Source organism: Cognatundibacterium rugosum (assembly GCF_014284365.1).
In the GTDB taxonomy this organism is placed as follows: Bacteria; Pseudomonadota; Gammaproteobacteria; order Burkholderiales; family Burkholderiaceae_D; genus Undibacterium; species Undibacterium rugosum.
In genome coordinates, this window is record NZ_JACOGG010000002.1 from 182,519 (window position 1) to 195,978 (window position 13,460).

Consider the following 13,460-nt stretch of genomic DNA (forward strand, 5'->3'; position numbering starts at 1 on the left):
AAATTCCAGCCATTTTTTTATTTCAGGATTACCCGGTTGACCGGTATTTGCTCAATTTTTCGACCAGCTTCGCGGATGTAAGACTCCATCGTATCGAGGTCACGTCCGATCAGTGCTCGTTCACTGGCCTGCCGGAATACGGTAAATCCATCTCCACCTTCAGCCAAAAAGCTGTTCACAATAACTGTGTACAGTTTATCCTTAGCAATCGGCTCACCATGCAAACGCAGGTTCTGAAGCTGCTCAGCAGCACTGGCATTTTGATGCCACTCATAGCTAAAACCATCCGAAACAAACAATTTTTTCACATCGCCAGCGGGCCGGTTTTGCCATTGCTGCTGTAACACATTACGGATTTGTTCACCTGTCATCTTTAAACGGATAACGCCGTTACCAAAAGGCTGCACAGCGTACAGATCACCAAAATTGACTTGTACCGGACCGGCATTCGCCCCCGAAGGTAAGTCATTACGTATTCCACCAGAATTCATGAACGCGACATCCGCCTGACCGATATGCTGAGCATGATGCAATTGCGCGTCAGCGATCAGATTACCCAGCGTACTATCGAACACCTTGTCCTGACTAAAACGCAGCAATGGTTTATTCAGGCTAATCACCGACCGAGAGCGCATCGATGCTGTCAGGCGCGAGACTTCAGCCACCAGCTTTTGCGCAGCAGCGTCCGGCACAATTTGCTGCTGATCGATCAGATGGTTGACTGCTTCCGCCTTGACTACACGTCGGTTAGCCTTGTCGATACTCAGCGTTGACTCTGTTAGAAACGCCCCATAACTGCGCCCCTGCACCACCAGCTTGTCGCCGATTTTACAGGTGTAGCCCTGATGTGAGTGTCCGGACACAATCAGACTCACTGCTGGATCGATGCGATTGGCTATGCCTATGATAGGTCCCTGCAAACCTTCGCAGCGATAAGTCGGATCATTCTCTGAACCTTTGAAATTGGCGCCTTCATGGATCAGCACAACGATTGCGTCTACACCTTGCTTTTGCAGTTCAGGCACATAGCGATTAATCGCCTTTGCTTCATCTTCAAATTCCAGTTGCTTCACTGCGTCGCCTGCAACCAGGTTAGGCACATCCGCAGTCACAGCACCGATAAAACCTATTTTCAGATTACCAACCTGGCGTACTACATAAGGCGGCAACCAGGCTTGTCTGGTCGTTTTGTCGATTACATTCGCGCCCAGATAAGCGTAGCGTGCGCCGCTGAAGTCGCTAAAAGCACAACCAATCTGCGGGCAGTTGCCCTGAATACGACGCATCAGATCTGCGGTACCGGAATCAAACTCATGATTACCAACGGCCGTCACACTTAAATCGATACGATTAAGTGCCTCGACTACGGGCTCATCCTTGAGCAAAGCGGATCCCATCGGGGACGCGCCCATCAAATCGCCTGCCCCCACCAGAATACTGGCACCGACCGCAGCACGCCGCTCCTTCAGTTTTGCAGCCAGATACGCATAGCCACCGGCCGCACCGTTTACGACTTTGCCATTCAGGTTCTGTGTGAACTGATACGGTACGGGTTGTTCTGACTGCAAGTTCCCATGGAAATCATTGATACTGAATATAGTCACCTGTTCAGGTGCTGCAGGCTTCAACGCGCAAGCTGGTAAGAGTAAGGCTAACAAGCTCACTGAAATAAATTTGGATGAATACATCTTGACTCCGGAATAGCAAGAAAAAAGGTCTGCAAACCCTGAGATTTGCAGACCTTCTGAATTGTCTGCTGCTAGAGACAGCAGCAGGATACTGACTCAGAACAGATTAGAAATCTGCGGAGAAAGTAACAGATGCGAAACGTGGTGCACCGAGGTAATAAGTTGGCGCACGACCAATAATATTATTTACAGTTGTCGCATTAGTAAATGTTGATGAAGAGGCATTCCGGAACTCTTTGTTTAACAAATTACTTACATTCAATCGAATGGTCGGCTTTTTCATCCATGTTGTGTTTGCGAACTGATAGCCGGCGTCAAATCCAAGCAGGGTGTAAGCAGGAACTTTTTCATCGTTAACCAATGTTGCCCACTGTGAACCAGTATATTTCGCCTTCAAGCGCGCATACCAGACACCTGTTTCATATTGAGCACTCAATCCAGCTTTCCAGCTTGGCGTATTAGTCAGCTCTTTGCCATTCAATGGCAAAGGAGCTGTTCTGTTTGTACCTGCCGGTGCAGAACTGTCTTTCAACCACAAATCGTTTTGAGCAATTGAACTAGCATATCCCAGCGAGCTATAGAAAGACCAGCCATTTACTGGTGTATTACCTAATTCAATCTCAAACCCTTTGGTCTTCACTTTACCTACGTTAATAAGGTATGAGTTGCCAGTGATAATATCAAAAGAAGAAAGCTGACGATTGCGATAGTCTACAGCGTACAAGGAGATCTGACCTGTCAATTGATCAGTCTGATGGCGCAGACCAATATCCAAATTATAAGACGTCTCCGCTGGAACTTCAGTAAATGTCAATGCACCGGTAGTCTTATCCAAGTTTACGTTGGAAGTTGTGGAATAAATGAAGTTAGCAGGCGCCTTCATGTTTTTCGCAAGGCTTGCGAAAATTTGATTGCTATTATCTAATTGATAACGGATGCCCACCTGAGGCAAAATCTCTGAATACGATTTAGTGATATTGTAATTCCAGCCAGAACCTGTACCAACGGAACCTTCATTAGCATAGTTAGTGAAATCACGCTTCAATGTTGGAGCGCGCATCCCTACGTTAACAGTCAGCTTATCCTGCATGAGGCTGATCGTATCTTGAGCAAAGAACTGATATCCTGTACTGATTGTCTTCCAATCACGATTCTGGAACAGTGTGCCATCTGGACGAGTGATCAGATTTGTTTTAAACCAAATATCTTCAACCCCACCATTATTGTTGACAAGCTGCATAGGCGCATACTGCTGATGAGAAGCGCGTTCGAACCAGAAACCAGCTAATACTTGGTGATTGTCAAAATTATGTGTTACTGATGCAGTAACACCTGGACGATTGGTACGAGTCACACTAGAACTAGCTACGATAACTTTATCTTTGGTATCGCCATCACCATTTAAATCAACGCCTGCTGTTGTTAAGTGAGTCGCTTGATTGAGGAAAGCACTTTCAGTCTGTAAGCGCTGCTGAGTACCACCAGTACCATAGCCATACCAGAAATAAGGAATAATTTTAATGTCTGTATCTTCGCCGATCCGCATTTTAATCGTTGCGGAGGCAATAACATTCTCAAACGGGTTTTGAGTCAGACCGTAGAAAACAGGCCCATATCCTGGCTGTTTAGAGTCGTCGCCAGATGTGCCTGGAGTTTTTGCAGCATGACCTGAAAACTGAGTCGCATAGTCAAAGAAGTAACCATTTTTCTTTATATCGTCCAGAGTGACGATAGAAATATTCTGGTTTACTGCGCGGTTATATAAAATCGTACCAGACACAGAATTGAATCGGTCAAAATCTGTACGGAATCCCATGTCTACGTGGTCACGGCGTGCAGCGCCCTCGCCTTTCCATTTGTCAGCTTCAGCATGGGAAATCGAAATGAACATGCGTGTTTTACCGTCGTTCCACAGACCAGAATCAAAACGACCATAAGTTTTATGCATATGCAAACTACCAAATGTCTGCATAAAACGGTAACGTTTTTCCTTGGATGGGTCGCAAGTAGTGATACCGAAGTTACCACCTGTTGCACCAACTTGCGGGGAATCTACATCCGTAGAACCTTGCGTCACAAATTGCGTACAAGTATTTTCCTGGTCAACAAATTCTTGCGGATAAACAGAAAAACTACCAGAGTCATTAACTGGCACGCCATTGATAGTTGCACCGATCTGGTCGCTGTTAAAACCACGCAGTGTCAGACCGCCGCCGAACAAACCGGTTGCGTCGTAGTTGTAGCTGTTAACTGCTGGCATCAATTCCAGTGCTTCGTACGGATTACCGGTTGGACGCTGTTTAGCCAGTTCTTCTGCGGTGATTGTGCTACGTGCTTTCGGCGCGTTTTCTTGCACCATCAGACCCATACCGACTTTTTTGCCAGTAATGGTCACTTGTTTAGAATCTACCGGATCATTGCTGGTAGTAGTGGCCTGCTGCGCATAAGCGGAAGACATGCCCAGGCATGCGATCTGGCATGCTACTGCGACCATCGACAAACGCGATGGAAACGCAGACGATTGCTTAGTTTGTTTCATTGACTGCTCCTGATCAGATTACAGATAAATAAAGATTGCGTTAAACCTTGTCTATCATCTCAAGCCTTCAACACAGCTTGATGACATCTCCATCACCACACTTTGTTTTCCCGAATGCCGGTTTTTGAAAACTATTGAGTCTGCTATAACTATTTCATTTCGGTGATAGCCCCTATCCCAAGGACCTGATCCGATCAGGCGCAAACGATTGCTATACTTTGTGCAACTGCGGAAAACAGCTACTTTTTCATATTGCGCAAACGATTGCTTTTCGGAACAAAAAAACAGACGATTTCTGACATCGTCTAATTCTGGGGACATCTTCAACAAAAAATTTGCTGCTTTGCAAACTTACTGAAACAGATATATTGATATGTGAAATAAGTCTAGCACAGAAATTTTTACACCTTACAAAGTGTTACACCCAATTATGAAAGGATGATGACAAAGTGGTGTTTCTGCAAAAAATCTGTCACATACACACCACAAAGTTAATAATTTTGTCATTATTTTGACGTATTACCGGGATTTTACCGACTTTTCATGAGAAAAGCCCTATGTCATGAAAATTAATTTTCATGACATAGGGCCAAAATCTGGCAAAAACCAAGCCGCAGGCTGCGCTCTGCCGCCTGTAGCTTCATTATGGATAGCTGATTGGGGCTATACCCTTTACATTGGTCTGATAAGCAGGAATCCGATCCAGAGGCAGCGATTTTGCACGTGCATATAAAGGCATCACTTCTGGGAAGTGCCGACGAATTTCGTCTATACGTGTTTTTCCCGCCGGATGGGTGGATAACCATTGTGGTGGTGCGTTTTTATTGACCATGCCCATCTTTTGCCATAAGGCGACACCCGCCCGTGGGTCATAGCCAGCACGGGCAGCAATTTCCAAACCAACGACGTCAGCCTCAGTTTCGTCGTCGCGTGAAAATTTGAGCATGCTGACATTCGCCACGCCGCCTGCCACAGAACCTGCGATAGAAGGATCATACCCCTTGGCTGCGGCAAAAATTTCTGCCAGTTTCACACCAAAATTAGCCACAGCTGCCTTGCCAGCACGCTCAGCCCCATGTTCACGCAAGGCGTGCGCGATTTCATGTCCCATCACGATCGCGACTTCATCGTCGGTCAGTTTCAGGATATCGAGGATACCGCTGTAAAAAGCAATTTTGCCGCCTGGCATGCAATACGCATTAATTTGCTTGGAGCCTAGCAAATTCACCTCCCACTTCCAGTCTTTGGCGCGTTCATTCCAAGGCAAGGCAAACGGAATCAGCTTTTTGGCAATACCGCGTAAACGTATGACTTGTGGATGATCATCCGGACCCAGTGCGCGTTGCTGCTGCGCTTGTTGCAACGTTTGTGCATATTGTGCAGCTGCCTGGGTTTCCAAAGCACCGGTCGGCGCAAATTTGCGCATGATAGACATACTGCCGACACTGACACCCTCATGTGGTGCATTGTCTTGCGCGAGCACGGGCACAGCCACGCCCATCGTGAGACTCAGGCATGCTGCCAGCAAAGATTTCAGGTAAGGCGGTTTCATAAGCTCAGGTTCATGGGAAATGAAAACAAGATGGTAACAGCCACACCGATTTTCAAGCAAAGTATGTCAAAGTTTTACATTTGACAAGCGCAGATCCCATGAATCCGTCCGACATCGCGACAGTGCAGATTTCAGCTGATTTTCTTACGCAAGCGGAAAACTGCCAGACTACCACGCCAGTTTGGGAAAAGATGGACAGGCTGCCCTTCATGCAAAGCCACGCATTGCATGACCTCCAGTCCAACTTCATTGGCCAAATCAGCAAAATCATAAATCGTGGCACAACGCACGTTAGGTGTGTCATACCACTGATACGGCAAAGATTTCGACACCGGCATTTTGCCGAGTAATAATGCGGTGCGATGCGGCCAGTAACCGAAGTTAGGAAACGAAACGATCGCTTCGCGCCCTACTCTGGCGATATCGCGCAATAAGGGCTCTACATGCTTCATCATTTGCAGCGAGGATAAACACAGCACGGTATCGAAGGCATTATCATTAAACATGCCCAGTCCATGCTCCATATCCTGCTGAATCACACTTACATGGCGCTTGGCGCTGGCCAGTACCTTGTCGTCGGCAATTTCTATACCATAACCGCTACATTGCTTATCCGTCTGCAGATAATCAAGCATCACACCATCACCGCAACCAACATCCAGCACTTGCGAGCCTGGTTGCACCCAATCGGCGATAAATGCCAGGTCTGGACGTAGCTGGTTCAATTCTGCGAAATTCATACTGTCCGTCCTTTCAACTCTGCATCTATCCGGTCAAAATAAGCGCCCACCAGATTGAGGTAACGCGCATCATCCAGCAGGAAGGCATCATGCCCATGCGGTGCATCAATTTCTGCATAGGTGACGGTGCGACGGTTGCTGACTAAGGCCCTAACGATCTCACGGCTGCGTTCAGGTGAGAAGCGCCAGTCTGTCGTAAACGAGGCCACCAGGAACTTCGCCTTCGTCTGCGCCAGAGCCCGTGCCAGATCACCACCGGTATGACGTGCCGGATCAAAGTAATCCAGTGCTTTAGTGATCAACAAATAAGTATTGGCATCAAAGTAATCTGAGAACTTATCGCCCTGATAGCGCAGATAGGATTCAATTTCAAAATCAACGCCGTAACCAAACTGGTAATCACCACTCTTCAGATCACGGCCAAATTTTTCCGCCATATCATCATCGGACAAATAAGTAATGTGGCCTATCATTCTGGCCACCCGCAAACCACGACGTGGCACCACCTGATGGGCATAAAAGTCACCACCATGAAAATCCGGGTCAGTCAGTATCGCCTGACGCGCCACATCATTGAATGCAATATTCTGGGCGGACAGTTTAGGCGTAGAAGCGATCACCACGCAATGTTGCAGACGATCCGGATACAAAATGCTCCAGGCCAGCGCCTGCATCCCCCCCAGAGAACCACCCATCACGGCAGCAAAACGTTGTATCCCAAACTGGTCAGCAACCCGTGCCTGCGCATTGACCCAGTCTTCCACGGTTATTACAGGAAAATCTGCGCCATAGGGCTTACCGGTCGCCGGGTTCTCATGCATAGGCCCGGTAGAGCCAAAACAGGAACCCAGGTTATTGATACCGATCACAAAAAAGCGCGTGGTGTCGACTGGTTTTCCGGGACCAACCATGTTATCCCACCAGCCCAAATTTTTTGGCTGATCCGCATACACACCGGCGACATGATGCGAGGCATTCAGGGCATGGCAAATTAAAACGGCATTGGATTTATCCGCGTTCAGTTCGCCATAGGCTTCCACCATCAAGGTGTAACCGGCGATACTGGCACCGCTTTGCAATGCCAAAGGCTGTTCGAAACGAAACGCTTGTGGCGTCACGACACCTACAGATCCGGGGGAGTCAGGCATACACTCTTCCATCGGGAATATCCCGTCAAAATTACTGTAAAGGAAGGCTAAAAGGTGGGCTGAATGGGGGAGGATAAGCTGCATTCAAGCTCGCTTTAGCCGTATTTATCATCCGGAAGGTATCCGGAAAGCGCCCGCAAGCTGATTCTCAAATCGGCGCTATCAGGTAAGGATAAACAAGTCCGGCGCTGCCGTCAAACGCCAATCACTAAGCAGCCGAACAAGTTCGCAAAGTTTTAGCCTGTTATCCGGCCTGTTCCATTGCCGCCAGAAGCTCCCGTATTTGCAAGGGATCAAAACTGCGTAGAATTCTCTTCAGGGGTGCCTGCAGATTTTCCAACCGGGTATTCAGAACCGCCTGTTTAATTTCGGGTAATAAGGCGGCAGGCATGGATAACTCGCGGTAGCCCATGGCGATCAGCAAGCGGGTCAGACGGATATCCCCCGCCATCCCACCACAAATCGAGACTGGTATCTCTGCTTTATCGGCAGTACTGACTATCATCTGCATCAACTGCAATATCGCCGGATGCAAATCGTCATATAAATGGGCGACTTCATGATCAGCCCGGTCTATCGCCAGCGTGTACTGAATCAGGTCATTGGTACCTATCGACAGAAAATCCAGTTTTTTGACAAACATAGGCAAGGACAGCGCTGCAGCGGGAATTTCTATCATGGCGCCAACCGGTATGGCTGCGTCAAAAGCGATGCCCTCTGCGCTCAGCTCAGCTTTAGCTTGGGTAATCAACGCCAGCGACTGTTCAATTTCCATACTGTGCGCCAGCATGGGAATCAGCATTTTCACTGGTCCGAATGCAGAAGCCCGCAAAATGGCGCGCAGCTGTGTCATGAATAACTGTGGTTCGGACAGGCAATAGCGTATCGCACGCAAACCCAGTGCCGGATTCAGAATCTGATGATCGCTCACCTCCAAAGGCTTATCGGCGCCGACATCGAGGGTGCGTATCGTGACTGGCCGTCCCTTCATGCCAGTCACGGCTGCCTTGTAAGCGGCAAACTGTTCATCTTCGGTAGGCAATTTATGCTCGTGCCCACTGCGCTCCATGAACAGGAACTCGGAACGGAACAAACCAACGCCACTGGCACCGGCATCCATTGCGTGGGCGGTGTCTTCGGGCAATTCGATATTAGCCAGCAGCTTGATTTCCACCCCATCCTGCGTGATGGCAGGCGTTTTCTTCAGTTTCGACAGCTTTTTCTTTTGCCGCAGTAACTGGCTCTGGCGTTCACGATACTGGTCCAGCACCTGGGTCGTCGGTGCTACGATCACCACGCCGGCATCGCTGTCGATAATCAGCCAGTCGTCCTGCTCAATCAGGCGCGACGCATTACCCATGCCGACCACGGCTGGGATGCCCAGACTGCGCGATACGATCGCGGTATGCGAATTTTGTCCGCCTTCATCCGTCACAAAACCAGTAAAGGCATCATCGCGGAATTGCATCATGTCAGCCGGAGAAATATCTCTGGCCACCACGATCATATTGGCACTGCGCTCATCAATACCATCCGAGCGCGGAACAGCATTGGCCGATCCAGTCAGTACCTTCAGCACACGTTCGGCTACCTGTTGGATATCAGCCTTACGTTCACGCAGATAGTCGTCTTCGATTTCATCGAACTGGGCCGACAATTCATCGACCTGACTGACTAAGGCCCACTCTGCGTTGTAATGACGGGTGCGGATAATATCGAGTGGTGCTTCTGATACCATGGGATCCGACAGAATCAACGCGTGGACATCGAGAAACGCACCCAGCTCAGTTGGTGCATCCTGAGGAAGATCGGCCCAGATGGCCTGTAATTCTTTATGAACCTGAGCAATCGCATCTTGCAGGCGTAGCACTTCGGCCTCAACCTGTTCCTGAGCGACCAGATAATGTTGTACATCCAAAGCAGCTGGCCGCAACAGATGCGCCCTGCCTATCGCAATACCACGCGAAACCGGGATGCCTTGCAATGTAAATGATGCCATGCTGTATCCCCCAAATCTTTGTTGTAGTTGCCCTGATGTGACCTCAGGTTAATGAGACAGACAGCCGGGCTGCCCGTGCCCTGTATATCTTGCGCTGTTATTCGCCTTCACCAAACTTATCGTTAATCAGAGCCAGCAGTCCATCAAAACAAGCCTGCTCTTCCGGGCCATCGGTTTCCAGCAGGATTTTGCTGCCTTTTCCAGCTGCCAGCATCATCACGCCCATAATAGACTTGCCATTCACACGGCGTCCATTGCGCGTGACCCAGACTTCGCTTTTGAATTTACTGGCGAGTTGAGTGAATTTTGCCGAAGCACGTGCATGCAAACCCAGCTTATTAACGATTTCAATTTCTTGTTGAATCATGCTAACTCTTTCTGTTTTTTATCTTTCTGTTTTTTGTCAGATACGTACCCGGTTATCGACCCGCATTGCCCCATTTTGTCCACCTGCCAATGCCATCTCCACCACCACATCCAACGCATCATGACGGTAAGTTAAGGCCCGCAACAGCATAGGTAAGCTGATACCCGCAATCACGGCGACCTGATCCGGCGCGCCCAGCTGGCCGCAACAATTTGACGGCGTACCACCCATCATATCGGTCAATACCAATACTCCGGCTCCGCTGTCCAGTCGTCGCACTGCTTCCAGCGCCAGCTGATGCACCTGATCTGTATTCTGATCGGCGATCACATCGATGGCTTCCAGCCGTTCAGGCATAGCACGGAATACATGAGCCGCCGCTTGCAAGAACGCCGAACCCAGCGGCGCATGTGTCATTAAAAGGATACCAACCATATTACCTGATTACCTGTAGTGAACGCGGAGTCCCTGGCGACTCTGCAAAAGCCCGAGTCTTCGTTGAGTCATCCTTGTTGTCAAGTCCAATGCTGTATCAGCATGACGCAAAGCCTATGCCAACGCCTGTTCCAGCGCATCAATAAACATCGCCGCCACATCAAAACCTTTTTGCTGCGTAATTTCCTGGAAGCAGGTCGGGCTAGTCACATTGACCTCTGTCAGGCAGGAACCGATCACGTCTAATCCTACCAGCAACAAACCACGTCGGTACAATTCGGGGGCCAGCGTCTGCGCAATCTCAAGATCACGCGCCGATAAGTCCTGCGCTACACCGATGCCGCCGGCAGCCAGATTGCCACGTACTTCACCATTCTGAGGAATGCGGGCCAGTGCAAACGGCACGACCTTGCCGCCAATCAACAAAATGCGTTTATCGCCATGTACGATTTCTGGAATATAGCGTTGCACCATGATAGTGCGCGTTCCCTGTAAAGTCAGGGTTTCAATCACGGACCCCAGATTCATGCCATCCGCGCCAATACGGAATATTCCGGCGCCACCCATGCCATCAAGTGGCTTCAGTATTACATCCTGATGCTCACGGTGAAATGCACGGATACGCTGCTCATCGCGTGTGACCAGGGTGGGTGCGGTGAATTGGCTGAACTGCGCGATACTGAGTTTTTCGTTGTGATTTCGGATCGCGGCAGGTTTATTAAAAACACGTGCACCCTTGGATTCAGCCAGCTCCAACAAATAGGTGGCGTAAATGTATTCCATATCAAACGGTGGATCTTTACGCTGTAACACCGCATCGAATGCGTGCAAAGGCAACGCTACTGGCGCGTCAGCGCGATACCAATCGTCCGCGTCACCAGTCAGCGTAATACGCATTACATTCGCCACCACCTGACCAGATTCCAGCGCCAGTTGCTCCGGCCCAAAGGCGTAAATCGTATAGCCACGCTTTGCCGCCTCGCGCATCATCGCGAAAGTAGAATCTTTGTAAGTTTTGAACTGCGACAAGGGATCGGTCAGAAATGCAATTTTCATAGCCTGTATTCCAGTTGAGACATCGTTGATGGTCTGCCACAGCACAATGCACAGCCGCATCAGAACCTTAGTGTTGCCTTCCTGAGATTAATAAATTTCAGGATTCGGATCTGTTCTTTCCAGCTCCAGCGATGCTGCTAATAGAGCCAGACGCGCCACCACACCATACATATAAAAACGGTTAGGGGCCGCAGTACCGGGTTTGGCACGCATATCAGGTACCGCATGTTGCTGCGCAAACGCGAGCGGAACAAAATGCATGCCCGGTGCATTCAGATTTTCATCCACGCCACGGTCTTCATGGAAGCGGTAAAAACCACCAACCACATAGCGGTCTATCATATACACCACCGGTTCCGCGACGGATTCATGCACTTGTTCAAAGGTGTACACGCCCTCCTGCACAATCACGTCACGCACTTCCACGCCGTCTTTAATCACCGACATCTTATTGCGTTGCTTACGATTCAGATCGCGTACCTCGTCCGAGCTGTGTACAGTCATCACGCCCATGCCATAGGTGCCGGCATCCGCTTTAACAATGACAAAGGGTTTTTCCTTGATACCGTATTCTTTATATTTTTTGCGTATCTTGGCCAGGATGGTATCAACCGCTGCGGCCAGCGCATCTTCGCCAGTGCGTTCATGAAAATTCACGTCCTTCACTTTCAGGAAAAACGGATTCAGCATCCATGGATCGATGTCTACCATCTTGGCGAATTTCTTCACGACTTCATCGTAAGCAGCAAAGTGATTGCTCTTGCGTCGCATCGCCCAGCCCGCGTGTAGCGGTGGCAGCAAAGTCTGCTCATTCAGCTCTTCTAAAATGGCGGGAATACCGGCTGATAAATCATTATTCAACACGATGGTGCACGGGTCAAAATTCTTCAGACCCAGCCGGCGCCCGTTGGCAGAACGTTCCAGCGGCTCCAGTATCAGTTGTTCACCATCGGGCAAATCGATGGTCACCGGCTCAGTCACTTCAGCTGACAAAGAACCTAGACGTACATTCAAGCCAGTTTGGCGGAAAATCTTGATCATCCTTGCCACATTCTGCAAATAGAACATGTTACGGGTATGATTTTCCGGAATCAGCAACAGATTTTTAGCGTCAGGGCAATATTTCTCTATCGCTGCCATCGCAGCCTGCACCGACAAGGGCAACATCTCCGTGGCCAGATTATTGAATCCACCAGGAAACAAATTGGTATCGACTGGTGCCAACTTAAACCCGGCATTGCGTAAGTCTACCGAGCAATAAAATGGCGGTGTATGCTCCTGCCACTCGAGCCGGAACCAACGCTCGATAGCGGGCGTTGCCTCCAGAATCTTTTTTTCGAGATCGTGCAGGGGCCCATTGAGAGCCGTGACCAGATGCGGAACCATAGTGACCTTTGCGTTTGAGCTGCCTGTGATCCGGTCACATAGCAAAAATACTATGAAATACACCGAATCAATAAAGATAGAACTAACTTGGGACGAAACCCTAAGAATCAAGTCAATTCCACCAATATCCCTACAAGTTTCAGGATGATTTGGTCAGCAGATTAAAATGCTCCACGACTGGCGGGGCTGCAAAATAAGGGCCGACGATGGCACGCCACTGCAGAAATGCCGCAGACTCCCGGAAATCAACCGTGTGATTTTCCAGGGTTTCCCAAAATATCGTCAAGATATAACGCTCAGGGGATTCTATGCCTTTATTGACTTTATAGCCTGCAAAGCCCTTGGCTTGGGAAATCACCTCAGTCAGACCACGCTGTATAGCCTGGTCGAATTCAGCTTGCTGGCCTGGATGGATACGGATATCGGCGAGTTCTAAGATCATGGTGCGCTCTCTGGAAAATGGAGGAAAGTAGAAGATTATCTTTGCTCTCCATTATGGCATTACTCGTCGCAATGTTACATCGGACTCCGTCCACACCAAGCCGGGAAT

General features: G+C 49.1%; 11 protein-coding genes. All 11 read right to left on the reverse strand.

The window, feature by feature from the left end; translation table 11 throughout:
- Nucleotides 1-17 precede the first annotated feature (17 nt).
- Entirely contained in the window at nucleotides 18-1,688 is a 1,671-nt protein-coding gene (locus H8K47_RS02490; protein WP_186879847.1) for a bifunctional metallophosphatase/5'-nucleotidase, read from the reverse strand.
- A gap of 106 nt (nucleotides 1,689-1,794) precedes the next feature.
- On the reverse strand, nucleotides 1,795-4,227 hold the full coding sequence (locus H8K47_RS02495; RefSeq protein WP_186879848.1) for a TonB-dependent receptor: 2,433 nt from the start codon (nucleotides 4,225-4,227) through the stop codon (nucleotides 1,795-1,797).
- Between the two features lie 643 nt (nucleotides 4,228-4,870).
- Nucleotides 4,871-5,779 (reverse strand): M48 family metallopeptidase, encoded by a 909-nt coding sequence (locus H8K47_RS02500; RefSeq protein WP_186879849.1) that lies wholly within the window; start codon nucleotides 5,777-5,779, stop codon nucleotides 4,871-4,873.
- Between the two features lie 131 nt (nucleotides 5,780-5,910).
- The gene (gene metW, locus H8K47_RS02505; protein WP_186879850.1) at nucleotides 5,911-6,519 is read right to left on the reverse strand and encodes a methionine biosynthesis protein MetW; all 609 of its coding nucleotides are present in this window, start codon (nucleotides 6,517-6,519) and stop codon (nucleotides 5,911-5,913) included.
- On the reverse strand, nucleotides 6,516-7,667 hold the full coding sequence (metX, locus tag H8K47_RS02510) for a homoserine O-succinyltransferase MetX (protein ID WP_230410137.1): 1,152 nt from the start codon (nucleotides 7,665-7,667) through the stop codon (nucleotides 6,516-6,518). Before metX ends, metW begins: the two co-directional genes overlap by 4 nt.
- A gap of 244 nt (nucleotides 7,668-7,911) precedes the next feature.
- Nucleotides 7,912-9,666 carry a phosphoenolpyruvate--protein phosphotransferase gene (ptsP, locus tag H8K47_RS02515; protein WP_186879852.1) on the reverse strand — a complete coding sequence of 585 codons (1,755 nt, stop codon included), beginning with the start codon at nucleotides 9,664-9,666 and terminating at the stop codon, nucleotides 7,912-7,914.
- Nucleotides 9,667-9,763: 97 nt separating this feature from the next.
- Complete coding sequence (locus H8K47_RS02520; protein ID WP_162019144.1) at nucleotides 9,764-10,033, reverse strand: HPr family phosphocarrier protein; 270 nt, start codon at nucleotides 10,031-10,033, stop codon at nucleotides 9,764-9,766.
- Nucleotides 10,034-10,069: 36 nt separating this feature from the next.
- On the reverse strand, nucleotides 10,070-10,468 hold the full coding sequence (locus H8K47_RS02525; protein WP_186879853.1) for a PTS sugar transporter subunit IIA: 399 nt from the start codon (nucleotides 10,466-10,468) through the stop codon (nucleotides 10,070-10,072).
- A gap of 114 nt (nucleotides 10,469-10,582) precedes the next feature.
- Nucleotides 10,583-11,524 carry a glutathione synthase gene (gene gshB / locus H8K47_RS02530; protein ID WP_186879854.1) on the reverse strand — a complete coding sequence of 314 codons (942 nt, stop codon included), beginning with the start codon at nucleotides 11,522-11,524 and terminating at the stop codon, nucleotides 10,583-10,585.
- Nucleotides 11,525-11,611: 87 nt separating this feature from the next.
- Nucleotides 11,612-12,910: a glutamate--cysteine ligase gene (gshA, locus tag H8K47_RS02535; protein WP_186879855.1), complete on the reverse strand. Its 1,299-nt coding sequence runs from the start codon at nucleotides 12,908-12,910 to the stop codon at nucleotides 11,612-11,614.
- A 139-nt stretch (nucleotides 12,911-13,049) separates the two neighbouring features.
- Nucleotides 13,050-13,352, reverse strand: a complete 303-nt coding sequence (locus H8K47_RS02540) for an antibiotic biosynthesis monooxygenase family protein (protein WP_186879856.1) — start codon at nucleotides 13,350-13,352, stop codon at nucleotides 13,050-13,052.
- Between the last annotated feature and the right edge of the window lie 108 nt (nucleotides 13,353-13,460).

What these genes read in the sequence shown, in the direction of transcription:
- H8K47_RS02490 (WP_186879847.1), bottom strand. Translation starts at nt 1,688, where the DNA reads ATGTATTCATCCAAATTTATTTCAGTGAGCTTGTTAGCCTTACTCTTA.
- H8K47_RS02495 (WP_186879848.1), bottom strand. Translation starts at nt 4,227, where the DNA reads ATGAAACAAACTAAGCAATCGTCTGCGTTTCCATCGCGTTTGTCGATG.
- H8K47_RS02500 (WP_186879849.1), bottom strand. Translation starts at nt 5,779, where the DNA reads ATGAAACCGCCTTACCTGAAATCTTTGCTGGCAGCATGCCTGAGTCTC.
- metW (WP_186879850.1), bottom strand. Translation starts at nt 6,519, where the DNA reads ATGAATTTCGCAGAATTGAACCAGCTACGTCCAGACCTGGCATTTATC.
- metX (WP_230410137.1), bottom strand. Translation starts at nt 7,667, where the DNA reads ATGCCTGACTCCCCCGGATCTGTAGGTGTCGTGACGCCACAAGCGTTT.
- ptsP (WP_186879852.1), bottom strand. Translation starts at nt 9,666, where the DNA reads ATGGCATCATTTACATTGCAAGGCATCCCGGTTTCGCGTGGTATTGCG.
- H8K47_RS02520 (WP_162019144.1), bottom strand. Translation starts at nt 10,033, where the DNA reads ATGATTCAACAAGAAATTGAAATCGTTAATAAGCTGGGTTTGCATGCA.
- H8K47_RS02525 (WP_186879853.1), bottom strand. Translation starts at nt 10,468, where the DNA reads ATGGTTGGTATCCTTTTAATGACACATGCGCCGCTGGGTTCGGCGTTC.
- gshB (WP_186879854.1), bottom strand. Translation starts at nt 11,524, where the DNA reads ATGAAAATTGCATTTCTGACCGATCCCTTGTCGCAGTTCAAAACTTAC.
- gshA (WP_186879855.1), bottom strand. Translation starts at nt 12,910, where the DNA reads ATGGTTCCGCATCTGGTCACGGCTCTCAATGGGCCCCTGCACGATCTC.
- H8K47_RS02540 (WP_186879856.1), bottom strand. Translation starts at nt 13,352, where the DNA reads ATGATCTTAGAACTCGCCGATATCCGTATCCATCCAGGCCAGCAAGCT.